Source organism: Parasedimentitalea marina (assembly GCF_004006175.1).
In the GTDB taxonomy this organism is placed as follows: Bacteria; Pseudomonadota; Alphaproteobacteria; order Rhodobacterales; family Rhodobacteraceae; genus Parasedimentitalea; species Parasedimentitalea marina.
In genome coordinates this window covers 2,839,418-2,857,130 of sequence record NZ_CP033219.1, presented here as the reverse complement: position 1 = coordinate 2,857,130, position 17,713 = coordinate 2,839,418, and the positions used below count along the sequence as shown (strand labels likewise).

The window sequence follows — 17,713 nt, the reverse complement described above, 5'->3', positions numbered from 1 at the left end:
CCATGAGCACAGGCAACGATCACGACAGCGGTGATCATCACCACGACGACGTGTATGAGCTGGACCGCAAGGCGGTCGCGGCAATCCTTTACGCGGTCGACGTTCAGGACAAAGCGCAGCTGACCCAGTTGATGGAGCCGCTGCACGCGGCCGATATTGCCGACCTTCTGGAACAGATCAATCCCCATGACCGGGCCCGGCTGATTGCACTATACGGCCACGAGTTCGACGGTGAAATCCTGTCCGAGCTAGAGGAATCGGTGCGTGAAGAGGTTCTGCCGATCCTCAACCCACAGGTTCTGGCTGAGGCAGTGCGGGATCTTGAAACCGACGATGTCGTCGATCTGGTCGAAGATCTCGAAGAGCCGCAGCAAGAGGCGATCCTCGATGTGCTGGAGGACGCCGACCGGGTTGCGGTCGAGCAGGCCCTGGCCTATCCGGAAAACTCCGCCGGTCGCTTGATGCAGCGCGAAGTAGTGATGGCGCCCGAGCACTGGACCGTGGGCCAGGTGATCGACTTTATGCGCGACGCCACTGAACTGCCCGAGCAATTCTACCACGTAGTCTTGGTTGACCCCCGGCTAAAACCGGTCGGGAATGTGACCCTGGGCAAACTGATGGGCGCGCACCGCGAGGTGGGGCTGACCTCTCTGAAGGAAGAGATTTTTCAGGTGATCCCGGCAGATCAGGATGAAGAAGACGTTGCCTATGCCTTCAACCAGTATCACCTGATCTCGGCGCCGGTAGTGGACGGAGAAGGCCGGTTGGTTGGGGCGATCACAATTGATGACGCCATGGTGGTGCTGGACGAAGAACATGAAGAAGACATTCTGCGTCTGGCCGGTGTGGGGGAAAGTGCGCTGTCGGACAGTGTTGCTGACACCGCCAAGAAACGCCTGCCCTGGCTGGCGGTCAACTTGTTCACCGCCATTTTTGCCTCTTTGGTGATTTCGCAGTTTGAGGCAACGATTTCCGAACTTGTGTCGCTGGCTATCTTGATGCCGATTGTAGCGTCGATGGGCGGCAACGCAGGCACTCAGTCTCTGACTGTCGCGGTGCGGGCATTGGCCACCAAGGATTTGACGGGCTCAAACGTTTGGCGGGTGATCCGACGGGAATTGATGGTGGGCCTGCTGAACGGGCTTAGTTTCGCAGCGGTTCTGGGGGTTGTCGGGATGTTATGGTTCAATTCGCCAATGTTGGGGGCGGTGATTGGCACTGCGTTGATTTTCAACATGGCAATTGCTGGTCTTGCCGGTACGGTGGTGCCGGTGACATTGGACAAACTGGGCATCGATCCGGCGCTGGCCTCGGGGACTTTTGTGACCACCACAACCGACGTCATGGGCTTTTTCATCTTCCTGGGTCTGGCATCAAAGGTATTGCTATAATGGAACTCACTGCGATTAAGGATCTGGCGCGCAAAGCGGGTTTTGCGCGGCGAAAAGAGGCCTATACGATGCACAAGCCAGGGGTTGCCGGGCACCTGTCCGAAGTCCTGGCCGGCTATCGTGGCGTGCCGCTTTCGGGCTATATGCCGATCCGTACCGAGATAGATCCCCTGGCTTCAATGGCCGAGGCTGCCGCCCATGGCCCGGTTGCAGTGCCGGTGATCATGGCCGCTGGCCAGCCGTTGAAATTCAGCCGCTGGCAACCCGAAGCGCCTTTGCGCGATGGACCATTTGGGGCAAAAGTTCCCGAAGTGGATGATTTCCTTGAGCCAGAAATTCTGATCGTACCTCTGGTTGCCTTTGATGCCCAAGGCGGGCGACTTGGTTACGGGGGTGGTTTTTATGACCGCACGCTAGAAGGATTGCGCGCCAAGCGCCCAACGCTGGCCATCGGATTTGCCTTTGACGCGCAAGAGGCCGAGGATCTGCCACTTGAGCCGACCGACCAGCCGCTGGACATGTTGATCACCGAAAGCCGGGTGCTGCAGTTCACCCGCTAAGGGCACGGCTCCCGCCCACCGTTGACCTCCTATCGGAGGCCTGCCGCCGGTTGGGCGTGGCGCCACGCTGACGCGCGGCGCAGAAATCCGCTGAGACGCCAAGGTTAGCCAAGAGCTGCAGGGGGCGGACTCCGGTGCGGGCCGCGCTCTGGCCGTCATTGGCGAGGATCCGGACTACGGGCGTTGGCAGTAGATTGTCGTTATCTGCGACCAATGGGGGTTGTCCTTGCCCCCTGTGACAGCCTAAGGACAACGCCATGAGAATTCTGTTTTTAGGCGATGTGATGGGCCGCGCTGGGCGCAAGGCTGTCACCGAGAACCTGCCGCGTTTGCGCGATGAATGGCGGTTGGACTTTGTTGTGGTCAACGGCGAGAACGCCAGCAATGGCATGGGGCTGAGCGGAGATCACGCCAAGGCCCTGCTGGAGGCCGGGGTGGATTGTCTGACACTGGGCGACCATGCCTTCGACCAAAAGGACATGCTGCAGTTCATCGAAAAGGAACCGCGCATTATCCGGCCGCTGAATTATGCCAAAGGCGCGCCGGGCAAAGGCTATCGTCTGTTCAATGCACCGGGCGGGCGTAAGGTTCTGGTGCTGCAGGCGCTGGGGCAGGTGTTCATGAAACGTGCCTTTGATGACCCGTTCTCGGCTGTTGAAACCGTGCTTAAGGCGCATCCTCGCGGCGGTATTGCCCAGGCGGTTATTGTCGACATGCACTGTGAAGCGACCTCGGAGAAAATGGCGATGGGCCATTTCTGCAATGGCAAGGCCTCGCTGGTGGTGGGGACACATACCCATGTGCCAACAGGTGATGCACAGATTCTGGAAGGCGGCACGGGGTATTTGAGTGATGCCGGCATGTGTGGCGATTACAACTCGGTGATTGGCATGGAGAAGACTGAACCAATGCGCCGGTTTATCACTGGCATGCCCAAAAGCCGTTTTACCCCGGCCGCGGGCGAGGCAACCCTGTCTGGGGTCTTCATTTCGACGGATGACCGCACTGGTGCCGCCAAAGAGATCCACATGATCCGGTCCGGCGGTCTGTTGCAACCGTCAACGCCGTGATGTGAGCCAGGGCACGGGCGATGATACGGCCATGTTACGGGGCAGGGGTGGGGCAAATTGTTGCATATTCTCCCGTGCTGACCGACCATATGGTCTCGACTAGGGATCCGCTTGCCTCTGCTGGGGCTATCAGAGAAACTGCCTGCTTAGGACAACAGGTCGACAGGAATGCGTGTTTCAGGGGGTATTTTCCACGAAACACGTTCTAGCCGAACTCGGCGATAGTACCAGAGAACCTATCGTGCGATGACCAAATAGAGTAAAAAGGGCCACGGACATTCCTATGAATTTGTTAGCTTTTTCTGAAACTGGCGGGGCAATTGTGACCCTGGTTGTTGTCGCGGTGATGTTTGTGCTGTTCATGCGCGAGGCCTACCCGGCTGAAGTGGTGGCAATAGGTGGCGCCGCTACAATGCTGGCATTGGGGGTCTTGCCCTACGATGACGCACTGCATGTATTATCGAACCCGGCCCCTTGGACCATCGTTGCAATGTTCATCGTCATGGGCGCACTGGTGCGCACGGGCGCGCTGCAATGGTTCACTGAACTGGCCGAGGCCCAGGCCGATTCACGGCCTGCCGTCGCAATCGGTGCGCTGATGCTTTTTGTCGTGGTGGCCTCGGCCTTTGTGAACAACACTCCGGTCGTTGTCGTGATGATCCCGGTGTTTGTGCAGCTGTCGCGAAAACTGGGTATTTCCGCCAGTAAGATGCTGATCCCGCTAAGCTATGCCGCTATCCTGGGGGGGACACTGACGCTGATCGGGACCTCGACCAACCTGCTGGTGGATGGTGTAGCGCGGGCCAATGGGCTGGAACCCTTTACCATTTTTGAGATCACACCGCTGGCCATTTTCCTGGTCATCTGGGGTGCGATCTACCTGCGCTATATCGCGCCGCGCCTGTTGCCGGATCGCTCGAGCATGGCGACGATGCTGTCCGGCAAACACACGATGAAGTTCTTCACCGAGGCGGTGATCCCGCCCGAAAGTAACCTGATAGGGCGCGAAGTGACCGGGGTGCAACTGTTCAAACGTGCCGGTGTGCGGCTGATCGATGTGATCCGGGGCGATGTCTCCTTGCGCCGTGACCTGAAAGGGGTCGAGCTTCGGGTCGGCGACCGGGTTGTGTTGCGCACCAAGATGACCGAGCTGCTAAGCCTGCAAAGCAACAAGGAACTGCGGCGGGTTGATCAGGTGTCGGCGGTGGAAACTTCAACCGTCGAAGTGTTGATCACACCGGGTTGCCGGATGATTGGCCGATCGCTGGGCGCAATGCGCCTGCGCCGCCGCTATGGTGTTTATGTTTTGGCCGTCCACCGGCGCAACCAGAATATCGGCCAGCAGCTGGATGAATTGGTGGTGCGGGTCGGCGATACCCTGCTGCTTGAAGGTGGCTCGGATGACATCCAGCGGCTGGCGGCGGATATGGATATGGTCGACGTGACCAAGCCCTCGGCCCGCGCGTATCGCCGCAGCCATGCGCCCATCGCTTTGGCTGCGATTTTTGGCATTGTGGCCCTGGCGGCCTTGGGTGTTGCGCCGATCCTGTTACTGGCCGTTTTGGCCATGGCCACCGTGTTTCTGACCCGCTGCATCGACAGCGACGAGGCCTTTTCATTCATTGACGGCCGCCTTCTGGCGCTGATCTTTGCCATGCTGGCAGTGGCGACGGCACTTGAAACATCGGGCGCGATCGAGCTGATCGTGGATGCGCTGGCCCCATTGATTGGCAATCTGCCACCGTTTTTCATCGTTTGGGCCATCTACCTGCTGACCTCGGTTCTGTCCGAGCTGATCAACCACGCGGTGGCTGTGGTGCTGACGCCGGTGGCGATTGGTCTTGCCCTGTCGATGGGGGTGGAACCCCGCCCATTGGTGATCGCAGTGATGGTCGCCGCCAGCGCAACCTTTGCCACGCCAATCTCGTATCAGACCAATATGATGGTCTATGGACCTGGCGGCTATCGTTTTACCGATTTCATGCGCGTCGGCATTCCGCTGAACCTGACGGTTGGGTTGCTGGCCTCGGCGCTGATCCCGCTGTTTTGGCCGCTGTAAAACGCGGCTGACGTGGCGTAGTCTTGCCGATTGCCAGGACAGGGTGATGAATTCCGCGACTTGTGACCTCATATAGGTTTGGATTGAGTTTTTATGAGGTTGGGACAATGGGTTTCAAACAGGGTTTTATGGCCATTATTTTGACGGCAGCCACTGCAATCGCTGGGGCGTCGATGGCGCGGGCAGGCACGGTCGAGGGTAGCGTGACCTACTTGCAGCGTATCGCAGTGCCGCCGGGGGCCAAGCTGCTGGTCGAGCTGCGCGATGTGTCACTGATGGATGTTGCGTCCAAACTGATAGCCGCGCAGGACTACGATTTGACGGCGGTGCCACAGGATTATTCTCTCACCTTCCTGGACAGTCAGATCCTTGAGACCAACAGCTATGCCGTCTCGGCGCGGATAACGCTGGATGGAGAATTGCTGTTTGTCACCGATACGACTTATCCGGTTCTGACCCGGGGCGCAGGGGACAAGGCAGATATGATCGTAAAAATGGTCTCACCCACGTCGAGCCAGGTGAATTTGCAACTGGACGACACCAAATGGACGCTGATCGAGCTGAACGGCACTCCGGTTGAAAAAGGTCGCGACCCCGGTTTTGCCTTTGCCAGGGACGGGCAATTCTCTGCCTCTGGTGGTTGTAACCGGTTCATGGGGCAGGCCGAACTGACCGGAACCGAGGTGCGTTTTCCAGATAGGCTGGCCGGCACGATGATGGCCTGTACCCCTGAGCTGGATACTCAGGAAAGTGATTTTCTGGCGACGATGCCCAAGGTCAAATCGTTGGCCCGGCAAGGGCCTATGTTGCAGATGATCGCCGAGGATGGCTCTGTTTTGATGCGTTTGGCTTTGAAAAAGTAATCCGGGCGGCACTCAGGCCGCCTGTGTTTCCCGCCCCACACCCGACCCTGTCCAAGGTTGGGTGTGGGACTGCGCTAAGAGTTCAGGCAATCGCCTTTGAGCGCCCGGCATTGCGTCCGGAGAAGATACATCCGCCCAGAAAGGACCCCTCTAGCGCGTTGTAGCCGTGGTAGCCGCCGCCGCCAAAACCTGCGGCTTCGCCCACCGCAAACAGGCCCGGAACCACGGTGCCATCCTGCCCCAGCATCTGACTGTCCAGATTGGTCTGTAATCCGCCCAGTGTTTTGCGGGACAGGATATTCAGCCGCACCGCAATCAACGGGCCGTTCTTTGGGTCCAGAATCCGGTGAGGCTTGGCGGTGCGGATAAGCCGGTCGCCGCGATAGTTGCGCGCAGCATTGATGGCGATGATCTGCGCGTCCTTTGCATAGGGATTGTCGACCTGACTGTCGCGCGCCACGATCTGGCGCCGCAGATGCGACTCAATCAGGGGCACCTCGGCAATCTTGTTCATGCCGGTGACCAGTGCGCCCAGATCATCGGCGACGACAAAGTCAGCGCCGTGTTCCTTGAAGGCCTCGACGGGTGCCGGGGCCTGTCCACGCGACAAGAACCGTGCCCGCAGCACCTCAAGCCATTTGCCCGAGGTCAGATCTGGATTTTGTTCAGACCCGGACAAGGCAAATTCTTTTTCGATGATTTTTTGCGACAGCACAAACCAGCTGTAGCCATGCCCGGTTTTCAGGATCTCTTTCAGGGTGGCCAATGTGTCAAACCCCGGCAGGCAGGGGGAGGGCAGGCGGTCTCCATTGGCGTCAAACCACATCGACGAGGGGCCGGGCAGAATGCGGATGCCGTGGTTGGGCCAGATTGGGTCCCAGTTGCGCAGGCCCTCGCAGTAATGCCACATGCGATCGCCGTTGATCACATGTCCCCCTGCCGCTTCGGCGATGGGGATCATTCGGCCGTCGACGTGAAAGGGCACCCCGGCGACCATGTCCTTGGGTGGCTCGCCCAACCGGTCGCGTGGCCAATTCTTGCGCACCAGCTCCAGATTGCCGCCAATCCCGCCCGAGGCAACAATCACCGAGGGCGCCTGCACCTCAAAATCGGCAATCACCTGACGGTTGGTCTTGGCCCCTTGAACCGCATTATCATCAGCCAGTATCTCGCCCGCAACTCCGGTGGCGGCGCCGTTTTGGGTCAGAATGCGGCTGACCTGATGGCGGTTGCGCATATCGATCAGCCCCGCCGCAATATGGGCGCGCACCCGGTTGGCAAACGGCGTGACCACGCCGGGCCCGGTGCCCCAGGTGACGTGGAACCGGGGCACTGAATTGCCGTGTCCCTCAGCCTTGCCACCACCGCGTTCAGCCCAGCCCACAACAGGGAACCAGCGAAAGCCCATCGCGTGCAGCCAGGGCCGCATGTCACCCGCTGCAAAGTCGAGATAGGATTCAGCCCATTTACGCGGCCAGTGATCATCAGCGCGGTCAAACTGGGCGCTGCCCATCCAGTCATTCAGCGCCAGATCCAGACTGTCGCGAATACCCATGCGGCGTTGCTCGGGGGTGTCCACCATGAACAGCCCACCCAGGCTCCAATGGGCCTGACCACCCAGAAAATGGGCAGGCTCCTGATCCAACAGGATGACTTTCTTGCCACGGTCGGCCAATTCGGCGGCAGCGGCCAATCCGGCCAACCCACCCCCTACAACAATCGCATCTGCGGTTTCAACCATGATAGGAGCTTCCTGATTTTTGACTGCGGAACCAAAGCACAAAGGGCAGGGCGACCAGATACATGGTGATCGCATAGACCGCCGAGGGCAGTGCCATGGCGCTAAAGCCCTCTGTGACTCCGGTGATAAGCCCGGCCAGTGTGATGCCAAGCGTTGAGTTTTGAATGCCGGTTTCGATTGATATTGTCCGCACTTCAGGTCCGCTTAACCGCGCGGCACGACCCAAAGCGTATCCGACAAGTAGCAGCAGCAGGTTCAACGTGATCAAAGTCAGGCCCATGATGGCGACATTTTCAACGAAGGTTGACCAGTTTGCAGACAGGACCACAGTGACGATCAGGACCAGCAGTCCAACTGAGACCCGCGACAATCCCTGCTCAATGCGCAAGGCAAATCCGCGCGCATGGTGGCGGATGGCAACACCGGCAAGAACTGGCAGGGTGCCGATCACGAACAGGGCAATGGCCAGTCCTGTGATACTGACCTCAGGGGCGCTGGATCCCATGAAATGGGTGACCGACCAGGCCGCAAAAAACGGCACCGTCAGAATGCTGAGCAGGCTGATCACCGCGGTCAGAGACACTGACAGGGCAACATCACCACCCGAGAGTTTGGCCAGAATATTGCTGGTCACCCCGCCGGGACAGAACGACAGCAACATCACCCCGACTGCAAATTCTGGCGGCAGATCAAACAGGGCCAACACGGCAAAGGCAATCAGAGGCAGGAGAAGAACCTGACTGATCGCACCAATGGTAAAGGCCAGGGGGCGGCGGGCGATGCGATAGAAATCGGACATCTCCAGGCCGATGCCCAACGAGAGCATGATGATCGCCAGTGATAGTGGTAGAAAAATTGTGATCAAACTGTCCAAAACGCGCCTCCCCAGGTGGTTCCAGGCAGATTAGCGGCGCGTCATCGCCTGTGCCAAGCGCAATACGCTTTGATTGCCGTGAGGTTAGCCAGAGCGGACGCTGCGGCAGTTACATCGGCCAGAACACCAGTATCGCCGGGATCGAAGTTGCCACGATCAGAACCTCCAGCGGCAGGCCAATGCGCCAGTAGTCGCCAAACTGATAGCCGCCGGGCCCCAGGATCAGCGTGTTGTTCTTGTGGCCAATCGGGGTCAGGAACGCAGCCGAGGCGGCGACGGCCACGGCCATCAAAAACGGATCTGCCGAAACCTGCAGTGTATTGGCCATTTGGATGCCCACCGGTGCGGCGACAATTGTGGTGGCGGTGTTGTTCAACACATCCGACAGCGTCATCGTCACCACCATCAGCACGGTCAAGATGGCCCAGGCCGGTAACCCCTGCGTCAAACTGATCAGGGCATCGGCAATCAGTGCCGTCCCACCCGAGCTTTCCAGTGCCGAGCCCAGCGGGATCATCGATCCCAGCAGCACCACCACGGGCCATTCAATATGGTCATAGATCTCGGCCACCGGCAGGATCTTGGTCAGCACATAGCCCACCACCACCAGCCCCAATGCCACCGGCAGATACAGCAACCCAACCGAGGCGGCCAGAACCGCAGCGCCAAACATGGCAATAGCCAACCATGTCTTGTCATTGGCGGTCACCGCCAGGCCTCGGGTGGCCAGTGGCAGGCATCCCAGCCAGGCGGTTACATCTGCGGCACGATCGCGCGGACACAGCAGCAACAGGATATCGCCGGGCTCGATCTCGGTCTGGCGGATGTGCTTGGTCAGTTGGCGACCCTGCCGTGACAGGCCCATCAACACAGTGCTTTGACGCCAGGCCAGCCCCATGGACTGTGCGGACCGACCGGCAATACGGGCGGTTTCAGGCACCACGACCTCGATGACCTCAAGTCCTTCGCCCTCGGCCGTCAGTTTTTCCTGTCGCGCCTGATCCGAAAAATCCAGCGACAGGGTGGTGCGGAACTCGTCCAGCGCCTCGGGGGTCGCCTCGAGCAGTACCGCATCCCCGGCGCGCAACAGCGACCCGGCGGCGCGGCCATAGCGTCGCTTACCGTCGCGGATCAGACCCAGAATAGCCACATCCGCCTTTTCAGCCTCAGCGTCTAGTTGTCCCAACCGCTTGCCAATATGAGGCGAGCCTTCGGGTACGGTCAGCTCGGCAATATACTGCGCCAGTTGCGTTTCCGATGATCCGGCGTCGTCGCGGGTCGGGATAAACCGCCAGCCGATCAGCGCCACAAACGCCAGTCCGGTTATGGCTGCGACCCCGCCCACCGGGGCAAAGTCGAACATGTGAAACGGCTCGCCAAAGTTTTCGGCCCGGATTGCGGCGATGATGATGTTGGGCGGGGTGCCAATCAGCGTCACCATGCCGCCCAGAATGGTGGCAAAACTCAGCGGCATCAGGCTAAGCCCCGGCGCGCGCCCGGCCTTGCGCGCGGTCTGTATATCCACTGGCATCAGCAGGGCCAGCGCCGCCACGTTGTTCATAAACGCCGACAGCACCGCGCCAATCCCACCCATTAGCGCGATATGGCTGCCAAGCCCCCGCGAGGCGTCCACCAGCGTGCGGGTGATCAGGAACACCGCCCCAGAGCGCACCAACCCGGCCGAGACGATCAGCACCAGCGCCACCACCAGCGTTGCCGGGTGGCCAAAACCGGTAAAGGCATCTTTGGTGGGCACCACACCCAGCACCACGCCCGCCATCAGCGCGGCAAAGGCAACAAGGTCATAGCGATACCGCCCCCAAACCAGCAGGGTAAAGACGGCGGCAAACAGCGAGAATAATATGATTTGATCTAATGTCATGGGGGCACTTTAGTGGCTGGCGGGGCCGGAACAAGCACGGATCGCACGGCCAGCGCTTGAAAGCTGCCACCAGACGGGGCTATATGTGCGCCAAACGTCAATCAGCATAGGGATGGACCATGGCAGGCCACTCAAAATGGGCAAACATCCAGCACCGTAAAGGTCGTCAGGACGCTGCACGCTCGAAACTGTTCTCGAAACTGTCCAAGGAAATCACCGTCGCCGCCAAAATGGGCGATCCGGATCCAGAAAAGAACCCGCGTCTGCGGATGGCAATCAAAGAGGGCAAAAGCCAGTCTTTGCCCAAGGATGTGATTGACCGCGCGATCAAGAAATCGGTTGCGGGTGAAGGCGACGAATACGAAGAAATCCGCTATGAGGGCTATGGCCCCAACGGCGTTGCCATCATCGTCGAGGCAATGACAGACAACCGCAACCGCACCGCCTCTACTGTGCGCTCTACCTTTTCCAAGAATGGTGGCAACCTGGGCGAAACCGGCTCGGTTGGGTTCATGTTCGACCGCAAGGGCGAGGTCACCTACGGCGCCTCTGTGGGCGATGCTGATTCTGTCTTTGAAGCGGCGATCGAAGCTGGCGCTGAAGATGTCGAAAGCTCGGACGAGGGTCACACGATCTATTGCGAAGACACTGATCTGAATGATGTGTCCAACGCGCTGGAAACGGCTTTGGGCGAATCCGACAGCACCAAATTGGTTTGGAAACCCACCACAACCACTGAAATGGACCTGATCGCCATGCAAAAGCTGATGAAGCTGGTGGATGCGCTGGAAGATGACGACGACATTCAACGCGTCACCACCAACTTTGAGGCCTCGGACGAGGTGATGGAGCAGCTGTAAAAGCCTGCGTATCAAACAGTCAAAGGCCTGCCTGATCGGCGGGCCTTTTTTGGTTTGTATCTGGTGTCCTTGGGTCTTTAATGCGGGCTAGGCCTTGGCAACCGGCTGCCCGTGGTCAAACCGCAGATAGTCTGATGTAATCAGGGCGCGCGGCACCGGATCCGAAATCGCCTCGGATTTATAAAGCGGTTTATCGAAATTGAACCTGCGCAATAGCCTGAACAACAGCCTGCGCCGCAAAGCGACCTCTTCGTCGTAAATTCCGTCTAGCATTGTGTCATGTCCCCACAGTCTCACCAGAATAGGGATCGCATGAGAGTCCAAACAAAAGGTTTCAGAATTCCAGCCCGCTTATATAAAATTATCTTTTAAATGCAATGATTTAAGGTAAGGTTTGTCACGGATGTGTTAACAAAAACCGGTCGGGCCTCGCCCTTGGGCTGGACCCGACACAATATTCTAAGCTCTGACGTCATCTGAATTTTCTGATGAATGTCGATGTTGATCTACGGCGTCAGTAACCCAACCTGTTGGGCCTCGGCGCGGCTGGGATACCAAAGACCAGTGCTGGGTTCGTCAAACATTTGGATTAAAAACGATTCATTAATTCCCTGACTTCGGAAAAAGGCACGGTCTTTGTCCTGCTCTTTCTTCAGGTCCAGATTAAGCAAGGCCGGACCAAACTCTAACGCATAGCTATGAAAGCCCAGCCGTGCACCGGGAGACAGACCGCGTTGGGTGCCAGCGGCAAAAACCAATGTGCAGGCGGAGCTGCAGTCGCCTTTGACGGTGGTGTTCAATCCCTTGGCACGGATCAAATTGGCAAAGCCGCGCGCCTCGTAGATATGGCCGCCGATGCTGGTCAAAATGACAGTGTCAAGTTGTGGGTTCTCGGCCATCAAGGTGGTGACGCGTTTGGTTAGGCCGTGGGTAATGGTGCCGTTGAAAGTTAAAGACGTGTGATCATCAGACAGGGTCAGCTCATATTCGGCGGCATATTGTCGGTCCATACGGTCGGTGAACAACTCGGGGGGCTCAACAGGCTGTCCGGCAAATAAGAAGGCCCCCCACCACAGCGAGATCGAGGCGAAGACCAAAACCAGCAGCACCAGATAGCCGCCCCAGATCAGTGTCATACCGCCCATACCGCGCAGGTGGTTGTCTGCGCTGGCTTGAAACCGCAGGGCTTGCTTGACGAATAACACGACGTCAGCGGCAAGCAGGACATAAAGCAACCCAACCGGCACCCTAAGCGCAGTGCCAATGACAACCAGTGCCAGCAGGACCCCGGCACGGGGCAGCACAAGGTGCAGCCAGAAGCTATGGGGCAAAGGCAGTGGAATGCGGTCAGTCATGTCAGCAACTTGGGCGATTGGTGTCGCCAGTTCAAGCCAGACCAGCCAGGATTATGTCTGGGCCAAATGGCGCCGACCCGAGGTGAGCACGGCCTGGGTGACCTCTGCCAGTGCCGGTGCCATCACCCGACTGACTTGCCAGGTCAAAGGGATTTGCAGGTTGGTTTGGGCCAGCAGGGGCACCAGTATACCCTGCTTGATTTGCGGGCGTACAAACTCCAGCGGGTTCATGCCCCAGCCCATCCCGGCGACAGCGGCGTCGACAAAGGCTTGTGTCGACGGCAAAAAATGGGCCGGGGGCGCTAGGCCAGGGGCGACATTCTGCTCTAACCACCTGCGTTGCAACGCGTCCTTGGCGTTGAAGATCAAACAGGGTGCCCGCGCCGCGGCCGCGGTGGTGACCCCATTGGGGAACCATCGCTGCATATAGGCCGGGCTGGCGCAGGCCACATAATGAAATACCCCCAGCGGATGGGCGTCGCAGCCGGTGACTGGTTTTCCATGCGCGGTCACCGCGGCCGACACCTCGCCCCGTTTCAACCACTCGGCGCTGTGGTCCTGATCGTCGATGACCAGATCGAATAAGACACCGTCAACCGAAGCCATGGCCTCGACAAACCAGGTGGCCAGGCTGTCGGCATTGACCGCCACCTTCAGCCGGGTGCTGGCGGGATCACGGTCCAGCGCCAACTCGCGGGACAGCTGCGCCTCTAACAACCCGATATCCTCGGCGTGTTTGGCAATCCGCAGGCCTGCCTCGGTGCCGGTGCAGGGTGGGCCACGTCGCACCAGGGTGCCGCCCACCTGGTCCTCCAGCGCCTTTATGCGCTGTGATATCGCCGAGGGGGTAACCAGCAGAGCCGCCGCCGCGGCGTCAAAGCTGCCAAGTCGCAGGACATGTGCCAAGGCCGCCAAGTGATGAGGAGGGAAGTGCATCGCTGATCCTTGCTGTTTGGGGGGATTGCGGGGTGAAAGCACATTAGCAAAACTTAATTGTGTTGAGTATCTTTAATTTGATTGCAAGCGGGTGCTGCCGTAGTCAGGTCTGAACAGACAAAAGGACCCGCCCATGCCCCCCAGCCTATTCGCCGGATTTGCCCTTGGTTTCAGCCTGATTATGGCGATCGGCTCGCAGAATGCCTTTGTGCTGCGTCAGGGATTGCGCCGCCAGCATGTATTCTGGATCTGCCTGACCTGCGCCACTTCGGATGCCGTGCTGATCACCGCTGGCGTCATGGGATTTGGCTCTCTGGCCCTGATGTGGCCCTGGTTTGAGCAGGCCATGCGCTGGGGCGGGGCGGCGTTTTTGGTCTGGTATGGCGCGCGCAGCCTGCTGGCAGCTTGGCGCGGCGGCGATAGTCTGGAGGCGGAAAATGGCACCGGGGTCGGGGTGACGCTGCTGCCGATCCTTGCGACCGTTCTGGCGCTGACCTGGCTGAACCCGCATGTCTATCTGGACACGGTGGTGTTGCTGGGCGCGATTTCGGCGCAGTACCCACAGCCATTGTGGTTTGGCATCGGCGCCGCACTGGCGAGTTTTACGTTTTTCTTTTCACTGGGCTATGGTGCGGCGGCACTGGCGCCACTGTTTGCAAGGCCGCGGGCCTGGCAGGTTCTGGATGTGCTGGTGGGACTGACCATGTGGGCGATCGCAGTCAAGTTGCTGTTGATCTGAGGCTCTGTCCTTTGGGCCGTGCGGTCCGGGGCATATGCGCTTTGCAGGGCAGGCCAGCCCACCCGCCCACCCCTGTCCCGCCCTGCAAAGCGGACGGCGGTGGTGTTTGGGGGTGATTGCTATGTTAAGGGTTGTACCTGCTCGGGTTTGGGTGTTGTGTCCACACTATGAAGCAAAACACGCAGAACCAGCCCCTGAAGGGCGGCTTATGGATGTTAATCACTGGCCTGTGCTTTGTCGCAGTGACAGCTTTGGTCAAAACCATGGGCAGCCGGGTGCCGCCCGCCGAGATGGCCTTTTTGCGCTATATGATGGGGTTGGTGTTTTTGCTGCCAATGCTGGGCACCATCCGCCGGACTCATATCAGCACCCGCATGTGGGGGCTGTTTGCCGCCCGCGGCGGGGCGCATACGATCGGTGTGATCCTGTGGTTCTTTTCCATGACCCAGATCCCTTTGGCCGAAGTGACGGCCATGAACTACCTGTCGCCAGTTTATATCACCCTAGGGGCGGCCCTGTTTTTGGGTGAGCGTCTGGCGCTGCGCCGGATTGCTGCGGTCCTGGCTGCCTTGATCGGCGCGCTGATCATCCTGAGGCCTGGTTTTCGCGAGGTCTCGCCCGGGCATATCGCCATGTTGTTTGCGGCGATTGCATTCGGCGCCTCCTATCTATTGGCCAAATTCACGGTGGATGGCACCAATCCTGTGGTCGTCGTGGCGATGATGTCGATCTGGGTGACACTGGGGCTAGCCCCTTTTGCGCTGGCGGTCTGGGTGACACCAACCTTGACCGAGGTGGCTGTTCTTTTTGGGGTCGCATGCTTTGCCACTGCGGGACACTATACAATGACACTGGCCTTTGCCTCGGCGCCGCTAACTGTGACGCAACCGGTGACCTTTCTTCAGCTGATCTGGGCCACAGCATTGGGGGCACTGGTTTTTTCCGAACCGGTGGATATTTGGGTGGTCTGTGGTGGCGGAGTGATTCTGGGCGCGGTGAGTTTTATCACCTGGCGTGAGGCTGTTCTGAAGCGCCGCACCATCACGCCGCCGGATACCGCCATCTAAGGACGCTAGGACAGCACCAGGTCCACCACGCGACGGGCGGCTGAGCGGGCCTGCGCCGGGTCCAATTGCTGATCAGATAGTGCGGCCTGTAGCCAGGCCCCATCCATGTAGTTCTGGAGCGCCTGACGGGCTGTCTCGACACCATCGGCAGGCAGAAGGTGGCGCAATTCGGCGCGAAAATGGCTGCGCACACGCGACCGGTTCACCCGGTGCAGGCGCGCCAGATGCGGAGAATACGGCGCGCTGGCCCAGAATTGCATCCAGATGCTACATTGTTCGACCGTAAACAGCTGATCCGAGAAGTTGGCATCCATCACCACATAAAGCCGCTCTGTCGGGGTTGATGCACCGCTGTATCCAGTAATCATTGCGGCCTGAAGCTTGCACAACAGGTAGCGCATTGTTGCCTCCATCAGGCCCTCTTTGGAGCCGAAGTAATAGTTGATAGAGGCCGCCGAGGCACCAGCCTCGCGGGCAATGTCTGCCATCGTTACAACGCCATAGCCATGTCGATGCACCGCCACGATAGTGGCCTTAATCAATTCTTCGTTGCGAATGTCGCGGATGCGTTTTCTGGTCATGCCGCATAATTGCGTCAGCTGCTGTGCGGTTGCAACTGCTCATGTCATTTTGTGAAAACTTGAATGGTCATACCAGAAATTGTTTGAAGGTTTTGAAATGAGTGATAGGGTATGCGCAATGTTCATGGGGCGGGGCTGTCGCGCTGCTTTTGGCAGACCGCGCCAGGCATTGCTCTTGTGGCGTTACATCCGGTCAATCCATTTGGCCCACTACCCCGTCGGAGACACGAATTTGACTGTTACTGTTCAACCCACTGCCAGCCATTTCATCAATGGTGCCTATGTTGAAGACACCGCTGGGAGCGAAATTCCGGTGATCTATGCAGCCACCGGCAAGCCGATCGCCAGGGTACATGGGGCCACTGATGCGATTGTTGAACTGGCGTTGTCCTCGGCGCAGGCCGGACAAAAAGCCTGGGCCGCGATGACAGGGACAGAACGAGGCCGGGTGCTGCGTCGGGCTGCAGACATGATGCGAGACCGCAATCATGATCTGTCCGTTCTGGAGACATATGATACCGGCAAGCCGATGTCCGAGACATTATATGTGGACGCCACTTCGGGGGCCGACGCGTTGGAGTATTTTGGCGGCCTGGCCGGGTCACTGACGGGCGAGCATATCCCGATGGGTCAGGACTGGGCCTATACTGTGCGCGAACCGCTGGGGATTTGCGTTGGCATTGGGGCCTGGAACTACCCGACGCAGATCGCCTGCTGGAAAGCGGCCCCGGCGCTGGCCTGCGGCAATGCGATGGTGTTCAAACCGTCCGAGGAAACACCGCTCTGTGCGCTGAAAGTGGCCGAGATTCTGTTTGAGGCAGGCCTGCCGGCGGGTGTTTTCAACGTCATTCAGGGCCGGGGAGAGGTTGGCGGTGCCTTGGTCACAGATCCGCGCGTCGACAAGGTCTCGCTGACCGGCTCGGCCCCCACTGGCAAAAAGGTCTATGCGGCCGCGGCTGCTGGCATGAAGCACGTCACCATGGAGCTGGGCGGCAAATCACCGCTGATCATCTTTGATGATGCGGATCTGGAGAATGCTGTCGGCGGGGCGATTTTGGCCAATTTTTATTCCTCAGGGCAGGTCTGTTCAAACGGCACCCGGGTGTTTGTGCAAAAGGGTATCAAAGAGGCATTCCTGGCGCGTCTGGCCGAGCGTTTGGAAGGGGCTGTGATTGGCGATCCAATGGACGAGGCCACCACATTTGGGCCGATGGTCAGTGAAAATCAAATGAATATCGCACTGGACTATATAGCCAAAGGTGAGGGTGAAGGTGCGCGTCTGGTCTATGGTGGCAAGCAGTTGGACTGCGATGGCTGGTACATGCAGCCGACCGTGTTTGCTGATGTCAACGATGGCATGGTGATCGCCCGCGAAGAGATCTTTGGCCCGGTGATGGCAGTGCTGGATTTTGACGATGAAAGTGAGGTGATCGCCCGTGCCAATGACACAGAATTTGGTTTGGCGGCGGGGGTCTTTACCAGTGATCTAAGCCGGGGCCATCGGGTGATTGGCGCCATGGAGGCCGGAAGCTGCTTTATCAATTCGTATAATGACGCCCCGGTCGAGGCGCCCTTTGGTGGGGTCAAGGCCTCTGGTGTGGGGCGTGAGAATTCGAAAGAGGCGATCAAGCATTATAGTCAGGTGAAATCGGTCTACGTGCGCATGGGCGACGTAGAGGCACCGTTCTGATCGCCCCTTTGGGCAACGCCCACCCACCCGCCCCGTCGCCCAAAG

At 58.9% G+C, this 17,713-nt stretch carries 16 protein-coding genes; 9 read left to right on the top strand and 7 right to left on the bottom strand.

The features are described 5' to 3' along the window. Positions 1–2: 2 nt before the first annotated feature. The 5 genes from mgtE to EBB79_RS13755 all read left to right on the top strand — a co-directional run bounded on the left by mgtE (position 3) and on the right by EBB79_RS13755 (position 5,943). Entirely contained in the window at positions 3–1,391 is a 1,389-nt protein-coding gene (gene mgtE, locus EBB79_RS13775; protein WP_127749421.1) for a magnesium transporter, read from the top strand. Then, positions 1,388–1,951: a 5-formyltetrahydrofolate cyclo-ligase gene (locus EBB79_RS13770; RefSeq protein ID WP_127751005.1), complete on the top strand. Its 564-nt coding sequence runs from the start codon at positions 1,388–1,390 to the stop codon at positions 1,949–1,951. Before mgtE ends, EBB79_RS13770 begins: the two co-directional genes overlap by 4 nt. 257 nt (positions 1,952–2,208) lie before the next feature. Beyond that, positions 2,209–3,021, top strand: a complete 813-nt coding sequence (locus EBB79_RS13765; RefSeq protein ID WP_127749420.1) for a TIGR00282 family metallophosphoesterase — start codon at positions 2,209–2,211, stop codon at positions 3,019–3,021. A 283-nt stretch (positions 3,022–3,304) separates the two neighbouring features. Continuing rightward, positions 3,305–5,080: an SLC13 family permease gene (locus EBB79_RS13760; protein WP_127749419.1), complete on the top strand. Its 1,776-nt coding sequence runs from the start codon at positions 3,305–3,307 to the stop codon at positions 5,078–5,080. Positions 5,081–5,187: 107 nt separating this feature from the next. Beyond that, positions 5,188–5,943 (top strand): YbaY family lipoprotein, encoded by a 756-nt coding sequence (locus EBB79_RS13755; protein WP_127749418.1) that lies wholly within the window; start codon positions 5,188–5,190, stop codon positions 5,941–5,943. Positions 5,944–6,025: 82 nt separating this feature from the next. Here the strand turns inward: EBB79_RS13755 and EBB79_RS13750 are convergent, their stop codons facing one another. The 3 genes from EBB79_RS13750 to EBB79_RS13740 form a co-directional block, all read right to left on the bottom strand. Next, the gene (locus tag EBB79_RS13750) at positions 6,026–7,684 is read right to left on the bottom strand and encodes an FAD-binding dehydrogenase (RefSeq protein ID WP_127749417.1); all 1,659 of its coding nucleotides are present in this window, start codon (positions 7,682–7,684) and stop codon (positions 6,026–6,028) included. After that, complete coding sequence (locus EBB79_RS13745; RefSeq protein WP_127749416.1) at positions 7,677–8,558, bottom strand: bile acid:sodium symporter family protein; 882 nt, start codon at positions 8,556–8,558, stop codon at positions 7,677–7,679. Before EBB79_RS13745 ends, EBB79_RS13750 begins: the two co-directional genes overlap by 8 nt. A 109-nt stretch (positions 8,559–8,667) precedes the next feature. Next, positions 8,668–10,440, bottom strand: coding sequence for an SLC13 family permease (locus EBB79_RS13740; RefSeq protein ID WP_127749415.1), 1,773 nt, complete (start codon positions 10,438–10,440; stop codon positions 8,668–8,670). Positions 10,441–10,559: 119 nt separating this feature from the next. On the opposite strand from EBB79_RS13740, the gene EBB79_RS13735 reads away from it, so the two are divergent. Then, complete coding sequence (locus EBB79_RS13735; protein WP_127749414.1) at positions 10,560–11,300, top strand: YebC/PmpR family DNA-binding transcriptional regulator; 741 nt, start codon at positions 10,560–10,562, stop codon at positions 11,298–11,300. Positions 11,301–11,387: 87 nt separating this feature from the next. Here EBB79_RS13735 and EBB79_RS13730 read toward each other — a convergent pair whose 3' ends face one another. The 3 genes from EBB79_RS13730 to EBB79_RS13720 all read right to left on the bottom strand — a co-directional run bounded on the left by EBB79_RS13730 (position 11,388) and on the right by EBB79_RS13720 (position 13,591). Then, positions 11,388–11,573 (bottom strand): peptidyl-tRNA hydrolase, encoded by a 186-nt coding sequence (locus EBB79_RS13730; RefSeq protein WP_127749413.1) that lies wholly within the window; start codon positions 11,571–11,573, stop codon positions 11,388–11,390. Positions 11,574–11,806: 233 nt separating this feature from the next. Continuing rightward, positions 11,807–12,655 carry a COG3904 family protein gene (locus tag EBB79_RS13725; RefSeq protein ID WP_127749412.1) on the bottom strand — a complete coding sequence of 283 codons (849 nt, stop codon included), beginning with the start codon at positions 12,653–12,655 and terminating at the stop codon, positions 11,807–11,809. A gap of 51 nt (positions 12,656–12,706) precedes the next feature. Further along, complete coding sequence (locus EBB79_RS13720; protein ID WP_127749411.1) at positions 12,707–13,591, bottom strand: LysR family transcriptional regulator ArgP; 885 nt, start codon at positions 13,589–13,591, stop codon at positions 12,707–12,709. Between the two features lie 133 nt (positions 13,592–13,724). On the opposite strand from EBB79_RS13720, the gene EBB79_RS13715 reads away from it, so the two are divergent. Both EBB79_RS13715 and EBB79_RS13710 read left to right on the top strand, forming a co-directional pair. Then, positions 13,725–14,330, top strand: a complete 606-nt coding sequence (locus EBB79_RS13715; protein WP_127749410.1) for a LysE/ArgO family amino acid transporter — start codon at positions 13,725–13,727, stop codon at positions 14,328–14,330. A 212-nt stretch (positions 14,331–14,542) separates the two neighbouring features. Then, on the top strand, positions 14,543–15,397 hold the full coding sequence (locus EBB79_RS13710) for a DMT family transporter (protein ID WP_127749409.1): 855 nt from the start codon (positions 14,543–14,545) through the stop codon (positions 15,395–15,397). A gap of 5 nt (positions 15,398–15,402) precedes the next feature. Here the strand turns inward: EBB79_RS13710 and betI are convergent, their stop codons facing one another. Further along, positions 15,403–15,978: a choline-binding transcriptional repressor BetI gene (betI, locus tag EBB79_RS13705; RefSeq protein WP_127749408.1), complete on the bottom strand. Its 576-nt coding sequence runs from the start codon at positions 15,976–15,978 to the stop codon at positions 15,403–15,405. A 232-nt stretch (positions 15,979–16,210) separates the two neighbouring features. Between betI and betB the strand changes: the two genes are divergently transcribed. Then, positions 16,211–17,668, top strand: a complete 1,458-nt coding sequence (gene betB / locus EBB79_RS13700; RefSeq protein ID WP_127749407.1) for a betaine-aldehyde dehydrogenase — start codon at positions 16,211–16,213, stop codon at positions 17,666–17,668. The last annotated feature ends 45 nt before the right edge of the window (positions 17,669–17,713 follow it).